The 16,965-nt window shown below is 72.1% G+C and carries 18 protein-coding genes; 6 read left to right on the top strand and 12 right to left on the bottom strand.

The annotated features are described in order from the left end of the window. The first annotated feature begins 116 nt into the window (after positions 1 to 116). A complete protein-coding gene (locus tag ACWEOZ_RS36670) occupies positions 117 to 1,409 on the top strand; it encodes a vanadium-dependent haloperoxidase (RefSeq protein ID WP_451915260.1) in 1,293 nt (430 codons plus the stop codon). 27 nt (positions 1,410 to 1,436) lie between these two features. Beyond that, on the top strand, positions 1,437 to 1,766 hold the full coding sequence (locus ACWEOZ_RS36665) for a nucleoside triphosphate pyrophosphohydrolase family protein (protein WP_451915259.1): 330 nt from the start codon (positions 1,437 to 1,439) through the stop codon (positions 1,764 to 1,766). A gap of 105 nt (positions 1,767 to 1,871) precedes the next feature. On the opposite strand, the gene ACWEOZ_RS36660 is transcribed toward ACWEOZ_RS36665, so the two are convergent. The 4 genes from ACWEOZ_RS36660 to ACWEOZ_RS36645 all read right to left on the bottom strand — a co-directional run bounded on the left by ACWEOZ_RS36660 (position 1,872) and on the right by ACWEOZ_RS36645 (position 4,735). Further along, positions 1,872 to 3,443, bottom strand: coding sequence for a serine/threonine-protein kinase (locus tag ACWEOZ_RS36660; RefSeq protein ID WP_451915258.1), 1,572 nt, complete (start codon positions 3,441 to 3,443; stop codon positions 1,872 to 1,874). 138 nt (positions 3,444 to 3,581) lie between these two features. Further along, positions 3,582 to 3,905, bottom strand: coding sequence for a YdeI/OmpD-associated family protein (locus ACWEOZ_RS36655; RefSeq protein WP_451915257.1), 324 nt, complete (start codon positions 3,903 to 3,905; stop codon positions 3,582 to 3,584). Continuing rightward, a complete protein-coding gene (locus tag ACWEOZ_RS36650) occupies positions 3,884 to 4,156 on the bottom strand; it encodes a YdeI/OmpD-associated family protein (RefSeq protein WP_451915256.1) in 273 nt (90 codons plus the stop codon). The genes ACWEOZ_RS36655 and ACWEOZ_RS36650 overlap by 22 nt, the downstream gene beginning before the upstream one ends. A gap of 81 nt (positions 4,157 to 4,237) precedes the next feature. Next, on the bottom strand, positions 4,238 to 4,735 hold the full coding sequence (locus tag ACWEOZ_RS36645) for a hypothetical protein (protein ID WP_451915255.1): 498 nt from the start codon (positions 4,733 to 4,735) through the stop codon (positions 4,238 to 4,240). Between the two features lie 344 nt (positions 4,736 to 5,079). Here ACWEOZ_RS36645 and ACWEOZ_RS36640 point away from each other — a divergent pair, with 344 nt between their 5' ends. Both ACWEOZ_RS36640 and ACWEOZ_RS36635 read left to right on the top strand, forming a co-directional pair. Beyond that, positions 5,080 to 5,448 (top strand): STAS domain-containing protein, encoded by a 369-nt coding sequence (locus tag ACWEOZ_RS36640; protein ID WP_451915254.1) that lies wholly within the window; start codon positions 5,080 to 5,082, stop codon positions 5,446 to 5,448. 76 nt (positions 5,449 to 5,524) lie between these two features. After that, positions 5,525 to 6,658, top strand: coding sequence for a serine/threonine-protein kinase (locus tag ACWEOZ_RS36635; protein ID WP_451915253.1), 1,134 nt, complete (start codon positions 5,525 to 5,527; stop codon positions 6,656 to 6,658). A 4-nt stretch (positions 6,659 to 6,662) separates the two neighbouring features. Here ACWEOZ_RS36635 and surE read toward each other — a convergent pair whose 3' ends face one another. The 5 genes from surE to ACWEOZ_RS36610 form a co-directional block, all read right to left on the bottom strand. After that, positions 6,663 to 7,508, bottom strand: a complete 846-nt coding sequence (gene surE, locus ACWEOZ_RS36630) for a 5'/3'-nucleotidase SurE (RefSeq protein ID WP_451915252.1) — start codon at positions 7,506 to 7,508, stop codon at positions 6,663 to 6,665. Further along, positions 7,505 to 8,443, bottom strand: a complete 939-nt coding sequence (locus tag ACWEOZ_RS36625) for a 1-phosphofructokinase family hexose kinase (RefSeq protein ID WP_451915251.1) — start codon at positions 8,441 to 8,443, stop codon at positions 7,505 to 7,507. Before ACWEOZ_RS36625 ends, surE begins: the two co-directional genes overlap by 4 nt. A gap of 47 nt (positions 8,444 to 8,490) precedes the next feature. Further along, positions 8,491 to 9,513, bottom strand: coding sequence for a methyltransferase (locus tag ACWEOZ_RS36620; RefSeq protein WP_451915250.1), 1,023 nt, complete (start codon positions 9,511 to 9,513; stop codon positions 8,491 to 8,493). A 44-nt stretch (positions 9,514 to 9,557) separates the two neighbouring features. Then, on the bottom strand, positions 9,558 to 9,869 hold the full coding sequence (locus tag ACWEOZ_RS36615; RefSeq protein WP_451915249.1) for a hypothetical protein: 312 nt from the start codon (positions 9,867 to 9,869) through the stop codon (positions 9,558 to 9,560). A gap of 76 nt (positions 9,870 to 9,945) precedes the next feature. Further along, positions 9,946 to 10,860 carry a cation diffusion facilitator family transporter gene (locus tag ACWEOZ_RS36610; protein ID WP_360548504.1) on the bottom strand — a complete coding sequence of 305 codons (915 nt, stop codon included), beginning with the start codon at positions 10,858 to 10,860 and terminating at the stop codon, positions 9,946 to 9,948. Positions 10,861 to 10,995: 135 nt separating this feature from the next. Between ACWEOZ_RS36610 and ACWEOZ_RS36605 the strand changes: the two genes are divergently transcribed. Continuing rightward, entirely contained in the window at positions 10,996 to 11,919 is a 924-nt protein-coding gene (locus ACWEOZ_RS36605) for a superoxide dismutase (RefSeq protein ID WP_451915248.1), read from the top strand. On the opposite strand, the gene ACWEOZ_RS36600 is transcribed toward ACWEOZ_RS36605, so the two are convergent. Together ACWEOZ_RS36600 and ACWEOZ_RS36595 are read right to left on the bottom strand one after the other, a co-directional pair. Next, positions 11,916 to 14,042: a HelD family protein gene (locus tag ACWEOZ_RS36600; RefSeq protein WP_451915247.1), complete on the bottom strand. Its 2,127-nt coding sequence runs from the start codon at positions 14,040 to 14,042 to the stop codon at positions 11,916 to 11,918. The genes ACWEOZ_RS36605 and ACWEOZ_RS36600 overlap by 4 nt on opposite strands. Before the next feature lie 165 nt (positions 14,043 to 14,207). Next, the gene (locus ACWEOZ_RS36595) at positions 14,208 to 15,170 is read right to left on the bottom strand and encodes an alpha/beta fold hydrolase (RefSeq protein WP_451915246.1); all 963 of its coding nucleotides are present in this window, start codon (positions 15,168 to 15,170) and stop codon (positions 14,208 to 14,210) included. 187 nt (positions 15,171 to 15,357) lie between these two features. Here ACWEOZ_RS36595 and ACWEOZ_RS36590 point away from each other — a divergent pair, with 187 nt between their 5' ends. After that, positions 15,358 to 16,095, top strand: a complete 738-nt coding sequence (locus ACWEOZ_RS36590) for a carbonic anhydrase (RefSeq protein WP_451915245.1) — start codon at positions 15,358 to 15,360, stop codon at positions 16,093 to 16,095. Between the two features lie 297 nt (positions 16,096 to 16,392). Here the strand turns inward: ACWEOZ_RS36590 and ACWEOZ_RS36585 are convergent, their stop codons facing one another. Next, entirely contained in the window at positions 16,393 to 16,722 is a 330-nt protein-coding gene (locus ACWEOZ_RS36585; RefSeq protein ID WP_451915244.1) for a hypothetical protein, read from the bottom strand. Positions 16,723 to 16,965: the final 243 nt, after the last annotated feature.

Raw genomic sequence — 16,965 nt, 5'->3', positions numbered from 1 at the left:
TCGGCCCACCGCCGCCGGACTTGAGAACACTCGCCCGCGCCGCGTCGTGTTCCCGACTCATTCGATGGACATCGATGGGGGGAGGAGGAAGGTCGAGCGGTATCGGGAGGCGCATCATGCGAAAATTCTTGGTCGCGGCGACAGCCGGCCTGCTCTGCGCGGGCCTGACCACCCCGGCCCGGGCCGACAGCGGCCCGGCGGCCGGATTGGACGGGGTGCGAGCCTGGAACGAGGCGGCATTCCAGGCGGTACGCACGACCCGGGCGAGCGACGCCGACGCCGCCCGCTGGTACGCGATGCTCAACGTGGCGATGTACGACGCGGTCAACGGCATCGTGGCCGGCCGTGGGGAGCCGGCCCGCCACTCCGCGCTGATCCCCGGCCCGGGTCCGCGCGCCGCCGACCCGTACGCGGCGGCGGTGTCCGCGGCGCACGCGGTGCTGGTCGCGGTCGACCCGGCCCGGACCACGGCGTACGACACCCAGCGGGACGCCGACCTGACGCGCGTTCATCCCGGACCCCGCCGCACGGCGGGCGCCCGGTGGGGTGACGAGGTCGGCCGGGCGGTCGTGCAGGCGCGGGCCGACGACGGCTCATCACCGGTACGCACCCAGCCGGCCGGGACCGGACCGGGGGTGTTCCGGGCGGAGTGGTCCGGGGTGCAGTACAGCCACGTGCGCCCGTTCGCCGTCCGGGACCCGGCCGCGTACGTGCCCGACCCGCCACCGCCCCTGGCAAGCGTCGAGTATGCGGCCGCGTTCGCCGAGGTGGCAGTGCTGGGCGACGCCGCCGTGCCGGCACCGGAGTTGCTGGCGACATACCAGTTCTGGTCGGTCCCGACCGGCTCCGACCAGCCACCGGGCGAATGGTTGCGGATCGCGCTGACGGTCGGCGGCGATCTGTCACTGGCCCAGGGCACCAGGATGACGGCGCTGGTGAGTATGGCGCTGGCGGACTCCACCGTGACGACCGTGCGGACCAAGGAGACGTACCGGCACTGGCGGCCCACGACGGCCATCCGCGAGGCGGACACCGACGGCAACCCGCTGACCACGGCGAACCCGACGTGGTCGGCGCGGGCGGGTTCCGTGGGAGGCAGCCCGGAGTGGACGTCGGGGCACAGCTCGTACAGCAACGCGGCGGCTGTGGTGCTGGCCGGCTTCTTCTGCTCGGACAATGTGCGCTTCACGCACGTGAGCGACACAGCGCCGGGTGGGCAGGCGCGCAGCTATCCGAGCTTCTCGGCGGCCGCGGCGGAGGCTGGACGGTCGCGGGTGTTCGGCGGGCAGCATTTCGCGTTCAGTGACCGGGCCGGCCAGGGGATCGGCCGAGGAGTCGGTGATGAGGTGCTCGCCACCCGGCTGCTGCGGGTCCATGGGGCCACCCACGTCGGCTCCTGTCCGCGCTGATCACCGGCGTGGCCATAATGACCCACCATGGACCTGGACGAGTACCAGCGCGGTGCCCTCCGCACCGCCGCTCCCCGTGACAAGAAGAACGAGCTGCTCCACCTGGTCCTGGGCCTGGTCGGCGAGTCCGGGGAGATCGCCGAGAAGTTCAAGAAGTGGATCCGCGACCTGGACAGCGACGAGTCCAGGATCGACCGGGCCGACCTCACCAAGGAACTTGGTGACGTGCTCTGGTACGTCGCGGTGCTGGCCGACTACCTCGACCTGTCGCTGGGGGACATCGCGACGGCCAACCTGGCCAAACTGGCCGACCGGCAGGATCGCGGCGTGCTGAGCGGCAGCGGCGACGACCGCTGAACCAGGATCCACCCGCGATCGGCTGCCGGTCTGCTTCGCCTGCCTGCGTCGCCGGTCACCCGGTGGGCGGGCGGCCGGGAAGCCGTGGTGGCCCCGGCGGAAGCGTCAGTTGTTGCCGCTGCCCGTGCCGCCGCCGTCCTCGCCGCCGCCGCCACCTTCCGGTGGTGGCGGCGTGGTCGTGGGCGCCGCCGGGGTGGTGGTGGCCGGCTCGGTCTGGGGCGGCGTTGTCGTCTTGTCCGGAGTCGGTGAGGTGGACGTCGAGGCCGACGTCGACACCGACTTGCTGGGGGACGGCTTCACGGTGGGCTTCTGGGTGTTGGCCGGCGGGTTCACCGGGCGGGGGCCCCGGGTCGTCTCGGTCGGCTCGACCGGCGCTTCGGTCTCGTCCTCGGCTGTGGTCGTCTCGGACGGCACGATGGTGTTCGGCTTCTGGTCCGCGCCGGCGTCGTCGCTCTGCAGGGCGATGGCCAGGGCCAGGCCACCGGCCAGGATGAACAGCCCGATCACGGTGAGCAGGACGGCGAGCTCGTTCCTCGTCCGGCCGCGTCTGCGGGGCGGGGCCTGCACCGGCGGCGCGGCTTCGAGCAGATTGCGCTGGCCCGGCATGGTGCGGCGGGGCGCGGCCGGACTCATCGGCCTGGTCAGCGAGGTGCCGCTCATCGACGTGCCGGTCTGTCCCAGGCCGGTGCCGGTCAGGCCCGCACCGCCGAGTGCCGCACCGCCCAGTCCCGCTCCGGCCAGGCCGGCACCACCCAGAGTCGTGCCGGTGGTCGCCGGGCCGTGCATCGTCGGGCGGCGCAGGGCCGTGCCCGTCATGGAGGTGCCGGTCTGGGAGCGCCAGTCGAGCGCGCCGGCGGCGGCCAGGGCGGCCGCGGCGAACTCGGCGGCGTCGGCGAACCGGTCCTCCGGGTGCTTGGCCATCGCGCGGCTGATCAGCTCGCGGACGGCCGGCGGCACGGTGGTCTCCGGCAGCGGCTCGGGGTCGTCCTCCAGATGGCGCAGCGCCACCTGCAGAGCGTTGTCACCGTCGAACGGCGGGTGACCGGCCAGGCAGTGGTAGGCGACGGCGCCCAGGGCGTACACGTCGGTGGCGGGGGTGACGTTGCCCTTGGCGACCTGCTCGGGCGCCATGTACAGCGCCGTGCCGACGATGGCGTTGAGGCCGGTCACGCTGGTCACGGCGGCGGAGCGGGCCACGCCGAAGTCGACCAGGATCACCGTGCCGTTGGGCTTGACGATCAGGTTGCCCGGCTTGACGTCGCGGTGCACGGTGCCGTTCTCGTGGGCGGCGTGCAGGGCCTCGGCCGCCTGCGCCACGATCGACATGGTCTCGGCGACGCCCAGGCGGCCCTGCTCCTTGAGCCGGGCCGACAGAGGCTCGCCGTCGACGTACGCCATCACGAGGTACGCGCAGTTGTCCTCGTCGTTGGCGTCACCGGCGCTGTAGTCGTACACCTCGACGACGCCGGGGTGCCGGAAGGCGGCCATCATCCGCGCCTCGCCGTAGAAGCGGGCGGCGAACTCCGGGTCGGACAGCATGGCGCTGCGCAGCACCTTGACGGCGATCGTGCGGCCGAGCACCACGTCGGTGCCGCGCCACACGTCACCCATGCCACCCGTGGCGATGCGCTCGTCCAACCGGTAGCGGTTGTCCAGGAGACTTCCCGAACTGAGCACCAGCGGACCTATCTACTCGGGTGTCGCCACGGACGGATGACGCGGAACGGGGGCCCGGCTGCGAGCCGGGGCCAACTGTACAGATTCACGTCACCTCCAGGCGAGGTCGGTCGGTTGCCGGCGCGGGGCGGAGCCGGCTCATCGGCGGGTCAGCGGTGGCACCGTCCGGCCCGCCGCGGAGTCGGTGATCAGCTGGTCGAGGCGCCGCTGCCGGGTTTCCTCCCGTTTGGCGCTGACCACCCAGTGCACGGCGGCCCGGCGGTAGGACGCGGACTGCGCCGAGAACCACTTCCATGCCGCCTCCTCGCCCTCGAACCGGGCAGTCTGCTCAGCGTCGGGCACCGCGTCGGCGGGCTGCTCGTACGAATACACCGCCACCCGTTCGGGCTTGCGGGACTCGAAGGCGTGCAGCCCGGCCGGATGCATCAGCCCCGCCGCGGTCAGCTCGGCGATCTTGGCCACGTTGATCGCGCTCCACACGCTGCCCTTGCGCCGGGGGTGAACCGGACCTGGTAACGCTCGTCGTCGATGCGGCGCCCGATGCTGTCGATCCAGCCGAAGCACAGCGCCTGCTCGATCGCCTCGGTGTGCTGCACCGTAGGCCGGCCGGTGTGCTTCTTGTGGTAGCCCACCAGCAGCTCGGGCGCGTCGGCGTGGTGCTCGAGGAACCAGGCACGCAGCTCGGCGGCATCGGCGAAGAACACGGGCTCCATGGCGAAGAGCCTAGGCGCGGGGTCCGACAGAAAACAGCGACCGCCGGGCGGCAAAGGGCTCCGTCCGGCGGCCGCCGCCGGTCAGTTGTCGTAGGTCGGTGTGACGACTACCACCGCGTCGGGCTCGGACTCGGCCAGCTCCAGCTGTTCGTTCTCCGCCTGGCGCTCCAGCGCGGCCCGGGCGGTGGTCGCGGCGGCCCAGCCCAGCGCGACGCCGAGCAGGCCGGCGCCGATCAGCAGGCCCCAGGGCAGGCCCGGCTTGCGGCCGGCCAGCGCGTTCGCGGCCAGGTTGGCGCGCTCGTAGGCCTCGTCGCTCACCTCGGCGAGCTTGGCGGCGGCCTTGTCAGCGAGCTTGCTGCTCTTCTTGCCGGCCTTGCCGGCGAGCTTGCCGCTCTGCTTGCTCGCCTTGTCGGCGAGCTTGGTGGCGGTGGCCGCGGCGACCGCCGCCTTGGCGCTCGCCAGGTCAGCGGTGTGCTTGCCGGCGTCCTTGGCGCTCTCGCCGGCGCCCGCCATCGCGGACGACAAGTAGTCCCAGGCCTGCGCGGCTGTGCGCTCGGCAGTGTTCTTACGAGAGAGCATCTCCTCGGTACCTCCTGCGATCGCCGGTGCCGGCGGGTGGGTCGTCGACTTGTCGAACGTGCCCAAGCGCCAAGAAAAGCAAACGTACCGGTGAACGGGCGACGTCAGTCGGATGTGGACAGCGTCACGTCGGTTAAAACGGTGGACATCGCTGGGTACGCTTGCGTCGGTTCACACGGGGCACACACAGGTGCCTGCCAGGTTCACGCACTACGGTTCGAGCAGTTTCACCGAACCCGACGGGGGTAGTCATCGCCGCCCCCGACGACAGCGGCATCAGGTACGGCCGCCGTCGTGCAGAGGAGAAGACGCTCGGGGCAACCCGGGCGGGTGGAGGTAGTGGCGTGACGCTGTCGATAACGACGTCGACACTCCCCGCGGGGGTGGTGGATATCTCCCCAGCGGGTGAGATCGACGTCGAGAACGCGTACGAGATCAAGGACGCCGTGGCGAGTCAGCTCGCCGCCGGGCGTCCCGAGCGCATCGAGCTCGACATGCACGGCGTGACCTTCATCGATTCCGTCGGCATCAGTGCCCTGGTCGCGGCGTTCCAACTGGCCAGCGTCAGCGGCGTCAAGCTGGTCGTCACGCGTCCCAGCCGGTTCGCGCACCGCCAGCTCTGGGTCACCGGCCTGCTCGGCCTGTTCGGCGCACCGCAGCCGTGCGCGGAATGTGACGAGCCTTCTCATCAGCCCCTCGTGTCCGGCGCCTGACCGCGAGTGATCATGGAAGTTAAGCCTTCCTGAGGCGGCTTGTCCGGGTGCTCCGCGGTAGGGGATAGTGCCCTGCGTGGCGAAACTTCCGATGGGCACCGCCATCCTCCGGCGATATGTGCTGATCGGTGCCATCGGCCAGGGCGGTGTCTCGACCGTCTACTCGGCCGTCGACGCCCGCCAGGGCCGCAAGCTGGCGGTCAAAGTGCTGGCCCCGAGCCTGGCCGACGACGTGCAGGCCCGCGAGGACGTCCGGCGCGAGGCCCTGATCACCGACCGGCTGCGGCACCCGAGCGTGCCGCGGGTCTTCGAGTACGGCGAGGCGCCGCTGCCCGACGGCAGCGTGGTGCCGTACGTGGTGCTGGAGTTGCTGGCCGGGGTGCCGCTGACCGAGCGGCTGGCCCGGGGGCGACTGGAGTGGCCGGAGGCCGTCCGGATCGCTGCCACCGCCGCTGACGTGCTGGCCGTGGCCCACCGGCGGGGCGTGGTGCACCGGGACCTGACCGCTCGCAACATCATGGTCAGCCCGGCCGGGATCAAGATCATCGACTTCGGGCTGGCCACGGCCGCGCTGCGCAACCCCGACTCGGGCGCGCACCCGGTGGTGCTCCGCCGAGGCGGCCCGCGCGGAGACGGCATCCGTAGCTCTCCCAGCGCCGTTGTGCATGGCGGCCTCCAGCGCGGTGCGGCCCGCCACGCCGAGCCTGACCGCCGAGCGGCAAGGCACGGCGCGGGCCTGGATCACGGCGCGCAGCGGCCCGAAGGCCCCAAGCACGGCGCCCGGCCAGAAGGCCCCAAGCACGGCGCGCGGCCAGAAGGGCCCAAGCACGGCGCGCAGCGGCCCGGCGGCCCCAAGCACAGCAGCCCGGAGCACAGCGACGACCACGCGGCCCTGCCCTCGCATCCCAAGACGGCGTTCGCCCGCCCCGCCGATGACGTCTACACCCTCGGCGTGCTGCTCTACGAGATGCTCACCGGCCGGTCCCCGTACCCTCCGGCGGTCGCGGCCATGATCGTGGCCGCCGGCCGGGCCGGTCACCTCGCGCCGACGCCTGTCCTGGCCATCCCCGGCCTGCCGCCGCCGCTGCGGGACCTGGTCCGCGCCTGCATGGCGAAGCGCCCCGAGGACCGCCCGGCGAGCGTCGACGTCGCGCTGGACCTCTGGCGGATCCTCGACGGCGCCGGACTGCCCGAGCCGTCGGTCAACTGAGGCGTCAGATCGCCGGCGTCTGCACGACGATCGACTCGAGGTTGAACTTCACGTCGGTGGCCTCGGCCGGTGACCGGATCGGGGTGACCACCGCGAAGCCCTCGGCCAGTGCGGCCAGGTCGGTGCCCGGTTCCAGCGGCTCGTCGGCGGCCTGCACCGCGGTGCGGACGAAGCCCTCGCCGGCCTCCGCGATGCTCATCTGCACCTGACCGAATCTGGCCAGCGTGGCCCGGCGCAGCCCGCGGATGCCGTCCACGTGCAGGTCCGGCACGTTGAGGTTGAGCACCGTGCCCGGCGGGGTGTGGGTCAGGGTGGGCAGCAGTTTCATCGCCAGGCCGGCGGCGCTGTCCCAGTGCCGGTTCTCGTCGTCGGCGTGCTCCAGGTCGGCGATGGCCTGGCCGCCGCTGGCCGCGGTGCCGTTGGCGGGGGAGAGCACGTCCAGGGAGACGGCGAGGCCGTGCAGTCCCGCGTGCGAGGCCGTCAGCGTGGCGCCGACCGTGCCGGAGTGCACGACCGCCGCGCCCGCGTTCGCGCCGCGGTTGATGCCGGACAGGACGATCTGCGGCGGCGGGCCGAAGGCGTCGCGCAGGGCGAGCAGCACGATGAAGGCGGGGGAGGCCGCCACCGCGTACGCGGGCACGTTGCGCACCCCGGGCAGCTCCCGTTGCGACACCACGATCTTGCCGTTCTTCTCCACCGCGGTCATGGCGGCGCTGGTGCCGCTGGCCTCGGTCAGCGGGGCCGCGACCACGATGTCAAGGCCCTGACGGGCGGCGGCCCGGGCCAGGTGCCGCAGCCCGGGCGCGTCGATCCCGTCGTCGTTGGTGATGAGGATCCGTGGCGTCGTCATACCGGCACCTTCGTGTCGACGGGCGTCAGTCTCACCCGCTCGGTCAGCACCTGGACGGCGTCGATGCGCCCGGTGCCGAGCCCGTGGCGGGTCACGTTGAGGGCGCCGGCCGCGGCGCCCGTGCGTACGGCGTCACACAGCGTGCCGCCCTGGGCGAGCACCGCCGCCACGCCGGCGGTCATCGAGTCGCCGGCCCCGCGGGACTCGGCGGCCACCATCTTCGGCATGTCGACCTCGTACACCTGGTCCTCGATCAGCGCCAGCGCGCCCTCGTCGGCCCGCGAGACCAGGGCCGTCTCGGCCCCGTCGTCGTGCAGCTTGTGCAGCGCCCGGGTCAGCGACTCGGTGGAGCCGTCCTTGACCATGCCGTCGCGGATCAGCTCCTCGTGGCTGACCTTGACCACGTGCGGGCGTGCTTCGAGCGCGGCGGCGAGGTGGGCCGCGGACAGGTCGACGATGACCTTGCAGCCGTTCGCGCCCAGGTCGGTGGCGAGCCGCCGGTAGATGTCGGCGGGCACGACGGACGGGTGGGCGGGCCCGCTGAGCACGGCGATGCCCGCCCGCAGCCCTTCGGCGAGCGCGAGGCTGTACAGCTCGTCCATCTCGTGCCGCGACAACGGCTGGCCCGGGTCCTCGGCCAGCTCCTCGCGCTTCCCGCTGCGCCGGTCGTGGACGTACCAGCCGGTGCCGGAGTCGCGCTTGATCGTCTTCAGCGTCACGCCGTGGAACTTGAGCAGGGGCTCCAGCACCCGTCCGACCTCGCCGCCGGTGGCCGAGCAGAGAGTGACCTGCGCCCCCAGCAGCGTGATCATCCGGGCCTGCCAGACGCCCTGCCCGCCCGGGTGCACGTGCAGCTCCGCCTTGTCGTGCTGCTGCTCGAGCGTCACGGTCAGCTGGGGCGCAGGCACGAACACCATGACGCCTTTGTGGCTCATGGGCACAGTCTTACGGACGGGCCCGCGCCGCGGGCGTGATCGCTGATTTAGGCGGCCGGCTTGATCCCCAGCACGGCGCCGTTGGCTCCCGGTGCGTCGAAGGGGACCGTGCGGACCTGGCCGAAGCCCGCGCCGGTCAGCCAGCCGGCATACTCCGCGTCCGAGTAATTGCGCCCGCCCACGGTCTCGACCAGCATGTTCATCCCCATCAGGGCAGCCGGGGCGGGTCCGGTGCGGTCCGCGTCCAGCAGCAGCTCGGAGATGATCACCAGGCCGCCGGCCGGCAGGGCGGCGTAGGCCTTGGCCAGCAGCTCCCGGTTGGTCGCCTCGTCCCAGTCGTGCAGGATCATGCTGAACAGCACTGTGTCGTGGCCGCCCGGCAGTGCGGCGTCGGTGAGGAAGTCGCCGGCCCGGGTGGTGATCCGGTCGGCCAGCCCGGCCAGCTCGATCTTGCCGGCGGCGATCTCGACGACATGCGGGAGATCCAGCACGGTGGCGGTCAGGTCCGGCTGCTGCCGGCAGAGCTCGATCGGGTACGCCCCGGAGCCGCCACCCACGTCCAGCAGCCGCCGCCGCCCGGCCAGGTCCACCGCACCGCCCAGCGCCCGGGCGGTGAAGATCGACGTGGAGTACATCGCCTCCCAGAACGTCGCCAGCAGCTGCGGGTCGGCGGTGGTGAACATCGACTCCTGGGTGTCCGGATCCCAGGTCAGCGGCCGGTCGGTGCGCAGCGCCTCGCCGATGCGATGCCACGGCAGATAGGTGCGGCGGTCGCAGTAGGTGACCTGCCCGCCGAAGTAGTACGGCTTGCCGCGGACCAGGAACTCCTCGGCCAGGGCGGTGTTGCGGTAGCCCGCGCCGGCGCGTTCCAGCAGCCCGAGCGAGGCGCAGGCGGTGAGCAGCAGGTCGGCGGGGCGTTCCGGCAGTCCCAGCTCCGGTCCGGCGCCGGCGACGGTCAGGGTGCGACCACCGGCCAGCCGGGTGAACAGGTCGAGTTCGACGGCGGCGGCGAAGGTCTTGAAACTCCAGAAGCCGGTGACGAGGTCCATCAGCGGTGTCGGCGTCAGCATGACGCAGATCATGGCAAAGGGGTGCTCGTCGCGCTCCCGGGCAGTTATCGGGCGGCGGCCTCGGTCAGCTCGCGTAGCGGCGTGACCAGCGTCGGATCGTTGCGCAGCAGATCCTCCATACGGACCCGCCACTTACCGGCCTCGACGTCGACGGTGAACCGGTCGTCGTCGCTGCTCTGCACCGACGCTTCGAGCAGGCGCTGGCGGGTGTTGGCGAGTTCGCCGTACACCTCGGTGCCGAGGCGGCTGAGCACCCGGCCGGCGTACGCGTCGTAGCCCGGCCCGGCGGCCATCCGGACGAAGGCGCGAGCGGCATCCCAGGCCACCCGGGGCTGGTGGATGACGGATTGCGTCATGGCGATCCCCTCTGTGGTTGGCGTCACAAAGAGTGTAGGGAGCCCGGCGCCTTTCCGGGGTGCTTCGAACGGCTTGCTACCAACCCGCCGGGGTGCACGGGCCGCCCGCGCCGACCGGTTCCACCTGCAATGTCGCGTGATCGATGGCGAAGTCGTGGTGGAGAGCCTCGCGGGCGGTGGCCAGCACCGTGCCGAGCTCGGCGGTGGGCTCCAGACTCAGGTGGGCCGAGGCCACGTCCATGCCCGAGGTCAGTGTCCAGACGTGCAGATCGTGAACGTCGCAGACGCCCGGCACGGCGGCCAGCCGGGACCGCACGTCGCCCACGTCCAGGCGTTCGGGGGCGGCCTGCACCAGGATGCGGACCGCGGCGCGACCCAGGGCGAAGGTGCGGGGCAGGATCGACAAAGCCACGACCACGGCGACGATCGGGTCCGCGTACGACCAGCCGGTGACCGCGATGATCGCGGCCGCGACGATGACGCCCGCCGAGCCCAGCAGGTCGCCCAGCACCTCCAGATAGGCCCCGCGGACGTTGAGGCTCTCCTTGGCGCCGGCCCGCAGCAGCAGGAAGGCAACGATGTTGATCAGCAGACCGCCGGTCGCCACGATCAGCATCGCGCCCGCCGGCACGTGCGGGGGATCGGAGAAGCGTCGCACGGCCTCGATGAGCACATAGATCGCGACGCCGGTCAGCAGGAGAGCATTGGCCAGGGCAGCCAGCACTTCGAGGCGGTAGAGCCCGAAGGTGCGCTGCGAATCGGTGGCGGCCCGGCCGGCGGCGTGGATCGCGGCCAGGGCCATCGCGATGCCGAGCACGTCGGTGAACATGTGGCCGGCGTCGGAGAGCAGAGCCAGCGAACCCGTGGACAGGGCGGCTGCCGCCTCGACCAGCATGAACGCGGCCAGCAGCCCGGCCGCCCACCACAGGCGGGCGCGGTGCCGCTCGCCGGCGCGCAAGGCCTGGCCTCCGTGGTCGTGCCCGGCTCCCATGAGCCCTACCTTCCGTCGCCGCGCTGGGCCTCGGCCAATATATGTTCACATCGCTATGTATGCAACTTGAACGTGAATGCCATTCCGCGGGTACAGAGGGGTGCCAGAAAGTTCCCACCTGGAAGGAATCACCCCTTGTCCAGAGGCACTCTCGCACTCGTCACCACGGCAGCCCTGGCCGTGGTGCTCGGCGCCGCTCCCGCCGAGGCCGCTCACCGCGGCGGCTCCCTGCAGTCCACCATCCAGCTGCCGAACGGCTTCCAGCCGGAGGGCATCGCGATCGGTAAGGCCCCGTACGCGTACTTCGGCTCCCGGGTCGACGGCGACATCTACCGGGCCAGCCTGCGCACCGGCCGCGGTGAGGTCATCAGCCAGGGCCCGGGCACGCAGTCGCTCGGTCTCAAGATCGACAATCGCGGGCGGCTCTTCGTCTCCGGCGGCAGCGGCGGCGACGCCCGCGTGATCAACGCCGCCACCGGGGCGGTGCTCAAGTCCTACACGCTGCAGACCGTCCCGTCGTTCATCAACGACGTGACCCTGACCGGTGGCGCGGCCTGGTACACCGACTCCACCAACCCGGTGCTGTTCAAGCTGCCGCTGGGCCGGCACGGCAAGCTGCCCGCCGAGGTGGTCCGCGTGCCGCTGACCGGCGACATCGCCTACCAGACGGGCAACAACGCCAACGGCATCGCGCCGACCCCCGACCGGCGGGGGCTGATCATCGTGCAGTCCAACACCGGCAAGCTCTTCCGTACGTCGTACAGCGGGCGCACCACGGAGATCGACCTGGGTGACGAGTCCGTGCCCAACGGTGACGGCCTGTGGCTGCGTGGCAGCACCCTCTACGTGGTGCAGAACAGGCTCAACGTGATCGCCCGGATCCAGCTCGACAAGCGCGCCACCAAGGGCACGGTGGTCAGCCGCACCACCGACCCGCGCTTCGACGTGCCCACCACCATCGCGGAGTACGGCAAGTACTTCTACCTGCCGAACGCCCGCTTCACCACGCCGGCCACGCCGGACACCGCATACACCGCGGTCGGGGTCGAGCGCCCCTAACGAGCCGCGCCGTGCCAGTCGCGGGTCCCCACCGTCGTGAGGCGCTGGGTGGCCCGCGACAGGGCCACGTACAGGGTCCGGGTGCCGCTGGCGTCGACCGCGATCTCGGCCGGCTCGACCAGCACCACCGCGTCGTACTCCATGCCCTTGGCCTGCAACGCGGTGACCACCTGGATCCGCTCGGGCAGCCCGGCCACCCACCCGGCCATCTCGTCGCGGCGCAGCACCGGCGTGATCACGCCGATCGTGCCGTCGACGTCGGAGAGGTGCTTCTCGGCCGCCTCGCGGACCGCCTCCGGCAGCTGCGCGGCCCCCACGAGCAGGTCCACCGGCTCCACCCCGGTGCTGCGCACCGCCGACGGCAGCGGCAGGTCCGGCATGATCGTGCGGATGACCCGGGCGGCGACCGCGAAGATCTCCGACGAGTTGCGGTAGTTGGTGGTCAGCGAGTACGTGTTGCGGCGCCGCGAGCCCAGCGCCCGGTCGCGGGCCCGGTCCAGCTCCTCGGCGTCGCCGGACCAGGCGGTCTGCGCCGGGTCACCGACGATCGTCCAGGACGCGTACGCGCCCCGCCGGCCGATCATCCGCCACTGCATCGGGGTCACGTCCTGCGCCTCGTCCACCACCACGTGGGCGTAGTCGCGGTAGTCCTCGTCGCGGACCACCTGCGCGCGGCTCAGGGCCTGGCGGTCGGCGTACGTGCTGACCTCCTGCACCCCGTCGCGTACGTGGAAGGGGTTGTTGCTCCGCTTCTTCGACGGCTGCCGCGGGCGGCCCATCAGCTCGTCCAGCTCGTCCAGCAGCGCCACGTCGGCGATCGTCGGCCCGTGCTCGGCCAGCCCGTCGAACGAGCCCTGCAGCAGCGCGATCTCCTCCCGGGACAGCAGCCCGTTGGCGTACCCCCGCAGCCGGGCCGGCTCGGCCAGCCAGCGCAGCACCCGCATCGGGGTGAACCGCGGCCACCACGCCCGCAGGAAGTCCCGGAAGTCGGTGCGGTCGGCCAGCTCCGCCTCGAACTCCTGCTTCTCCGGCAACGTCTTGACCGAGCCCTTGGCCTGCGTCCACAGCGCGTCGAAGATCCGGTCGAAGCCGGTGCCGCGGACCTCGTTGCGGCGGGCGCCCCGCGGCAGCGCCTTGCGCCGGATCCGCTCCAGATCGCCGGCGTCCAGGCGCAGCAGGGCACCACGATAGAGCAGCCGCAGCTCGGTCGGGGCGCCCGGCACCGCGTCGTGGGAGGCGCGCTCCAGCACGCGGCGCATCCGCAGCGAGCCCTTGAGCGCGGCCACCGCGGTCGGGTCGGTGCGGGTGGCGTCGTACCCCGCGACCAGCGAACCGAGCGAGCGCAGCGTCGCGGTGTCCTCGCCCAGCGACGGCAGCACCGTGGCGATGTAGTCGACGAACACCCCGGACGGGCCGACCACGAGGATGCCGCCGCCGGCGAACCGGCTCCGGTCGGAATAGAGCAGGTACGCCGCCCGGTGCAGCGCCACGGCGGTCTTGCCCGTGCCCGGACCGCCGGTGACGATCGTCACACCGGACGCGGGGGAGCGGATCGCGTCGTCCTGCTCACGCTGGATGGTGGCGACGATGTCGCGCATGCCCCGGCCGGTGGCCTTGGAGAGACTGGCCAGCAGGGCGCCGTCACCGACCACCCGCATGTCGGCGGGGGCGGCCTCCGGATCGAGCAGGTCGTCCTCGATGTTGGTGACCCGCTCGCGCGTCGACTGGATCATCCGGCGCCGCACCACACCCAGCGGGTCGGCCGGGGTGGCGCGGTAGAACGCCGCCGCGGCGGGCGCACGCCAGTCCACGACCAGCGACTGCGACTCCTCGTCGCGGATGCCCATCCGGCCCACGTAGTGCACGGCGCCGCTGGTCAGGTCCAGGCGGCCGAAGACCAGGCCCTCGTACTCGGCGTCCAGGGCGTGCCGCCGGCGGGCCCGGTGGAACACCATGGCGTCCCGCTCGACCAGAGCGCCGAAGGTGCCGACGCCGGCGAGCTGATAGCCCTCCTTCTCGGCCCGGGACGCGTCCTGGCGCAGGTCGGCGAGCCGGGCGTACACCCGGTCGACGTGCTGCTGCTCGACGGCGATCTCCTGCTGCAGGACGGTGGCGTCGCTCAAGTCCGTTGTGCTCCCCGCTGGTGCTCCGCGTGCTCTTGCCGCCGCCCGGCACCGGCGCCAGGGGGCAATCGAACTTACTCCTGTTGCGGCACCCGCGTCGACGGCGGCACGCCCTTCCGCGCCCGGGACCGTCGGCTTCGCGTCGGAGCGGCTCGACCGGCCGGGTCACGCCGCCTGGTCGTAGCCGGTGCGGCGGGCGCGGACCGGAGCGCGCCTCCGGGTTTTCCGGGCCGCGCGGGTGCTCCTGGCCGCGCGGTCGACGACGGCGAGCAGGGCGGCCGAGACCTCGGCCGGGCGTTCCATCATGAGCATGTGGCCGGCGCCCTCGAACACGGTCAGCTCGGTGCCGTCCAGCGCCCCGGCGATCGACTCGGCGCACGGCGGCGGGGTGAGCCGGTCCCGGTCGCCGACCAGGGCGGCGGCCGGCACGTCACCGAGCGCGGCCAGGGTGTCCAGCCGGTGCTGGGCGCCGACCGAGGCCCGGAAACCGCCGATCGACCGCAGCGAGGCCCGCCCGAACGCCGACATGGTGACCTCCAGGTCGCCCGGCTCGAAGTCGTCGCCGAAGAGCAGCCAGCGCACGGTCGGGCGCAGCACGGGCAGCATCGCGTTGTGCGGCCGCCACGCACCGAGCCGGGCCAGCAGACCGGCGCCCGCCTCCTCGGCGGCCCGCAGCACCGGTGTGATGGTCGTGGGCAGGCCGTAGCAGGTGTGGGTGGCGCCCTCGGCGGTGGTCGAGACGAAAACCAGCCCGGCCACCCGCCCGGCGAACTCCTGCGGGTACGAGTCGGCGAACTCCATGATCGTCATGCCGCCCAGCGAGTGCCCGACCAGCACGATCGGCCCGGCCGGGGCGTACTCCCGGAGCACCTCGGCGAGATCGTCACCGAGCTGGGCCAGCGTGGCCGAACGCAGCCGGGTCGGGGAGGAACGGCCGTGCCCCCGCGCGTCGTACGCGACCACCCGGGCGTCGACCTGCTCCAGCGCCTTGCTCTGGTGATGCCAGGTCCGCCGATCGAGACACCAGCCGTGCAGCAGCACCACGGTCACCGGTGCGTCGGCCCGGCCACTGGTCTCGACATGCAGCCGTACGCCATCGGCGAGGGTGAGCTCCGACCGCTCGGACATGGGCACCTCCGTGATTCGCACGGCCCCGTTGTACCCACGGGTAATAAGCATCACGCGCGAAAGAGTGAAATGCCAGACCTATGGAAGATCGTGCGCCGGGCCCGGCTCGTCCCAGCCGGTGGTCGGAGCGACGTGATCTGCCTCGCACAGGCTGTCCCCGGCTGGTGACTCGTAGAGAATCAGACCCATGACGGCTTCCTCACCTGCGGAACAGGCAGCGCCGGTGCACCCGGCCGCCCCGAGTGCATCGACCATGGCCGGAGCGGTCCCGGCCGCGGGACCCGAGCCGGCGGGCTCGGACACCCTCCTCGGCAGCGACGCGCTGGAAGCGCCTGCGCGGATCGCGCGGCCTGACGACGCGCTCGCGGAGCTGATCGCCGGCAACCGCCGGTTCGTCAGCGGCCGGCCACTGCACGGCCATGACGTGTCGGCGGCGGCCGCGGCGTCCGGTGGGCAGCTCCCACACGCTGTGGTCCTGGGCTGCATCGACTCCCGGGTGCCGTTGGAAGCGATCTTCGACCAGACGTTCGGCTCGATCTGCGTGGTCCGCTCCGGCGGCCACGTGGTGGACCGCGCGGTGCTCGGCTCGATCGGCTTCGCCGTGACGGCGCTCAACGTGCCGTTGATCATGGTGCTGGGTCACGTCAGGTGCGGTGCCGTGGACGCCACGGTGACCGCCCTGCGGGCGGGAGACCGCCCGGACGGTGACGTGGGCTATCTGGTGGACGAGATCGAGCCTGCGGTGCGGGCGGTCGGGCTGGACGACCCCGACGTGGCGGCCAAGGCGATGCGCGCCCACGTGGCGCGGACGGTGCAGCGGATGCAGGAGCTGGCGGGGGTGTCGGGGGCGATCGCAGCGGGCAAGGTCGGGGTCGCGGGGGCGGTCTACGACCTGGATACCGGTCGGGTGGAGCTGCTCGGCTGATCCAGGCGGTCCGGGCGGCGTCCGGGGCTTCTGGGCGGCTTGGCGCTGTTTCGCCCAGAGATGCCGGACCCGGTGTCTGCGTCGCTCGCTTGGCTGCGCTGCCCTGTTCGGCTGCGCCGCCGTGCGTCGTGCTGGTCCATGATCGTGGCCGCGTGGTGTCCCGGCCGCCGGAGAAGCGGCTTCAGTCCGCCCACTCTGACCGCCCACCCGCTGATCAACTTGTCTTGATCTTCAGCAGACGCAAAAAGGCGCTCCCCGGACCACCCGGTCCGCGGAGCGCCTTTGAAACGGCGTTGCTCAGCTCTCGAAGACGCCGGCGTCCACGAGGCGCTTCTCGGTCGCGCCCCAGCCGTGCTGCGGGAACGAGGCGTCCAGGCCCTCGATCTCGGCGCGGATCTTGGCGCCGTGCCCGGCCGCCGCGAGGGAGCGGATCTCCTCGACGAAGGCGTCCGAGTCGGTGCGGAGGTGGTTGGTCTTGCCGTTGGTCAGGTTACGCACGTAGGCGAAGCGCCCTTCGGCGAGCGGGATGAGGTACTTGAACTCACCCAGCACGCTCAGGGCCCCGCCCTGACCGGCCTGGCCGGCGCGGACTGATGCGCGGGCGGTCTTTGAGGTGTTGCTGGCCACGGCGGTACTCCTAGCTAGGTATTCCTCGGCAAAGTTGTCGGCAGAAAATGCCGCAGCCAGCCTACACGAACCCGGCATGGCCGTGCCGCCGGACGGGGTTCGGCCGTTAGGTCAGGTGTGCCTCGACGGCCATTCACATGTCGATATTGCGGTTTCTCTGGCGCACCATCCGTACCACCCGGCATCATGGAGCACGATCAACCGCGGTCGAGGTCGTAGGGGAAGACGCACCTCGGTCTCCGG

This window comes from Actinoplanes sp. NPDC004185 (assembly GCF_053603475.1).
This window is presented reverse-complemented; position numbering and strand designations above follow the sequence as displayed.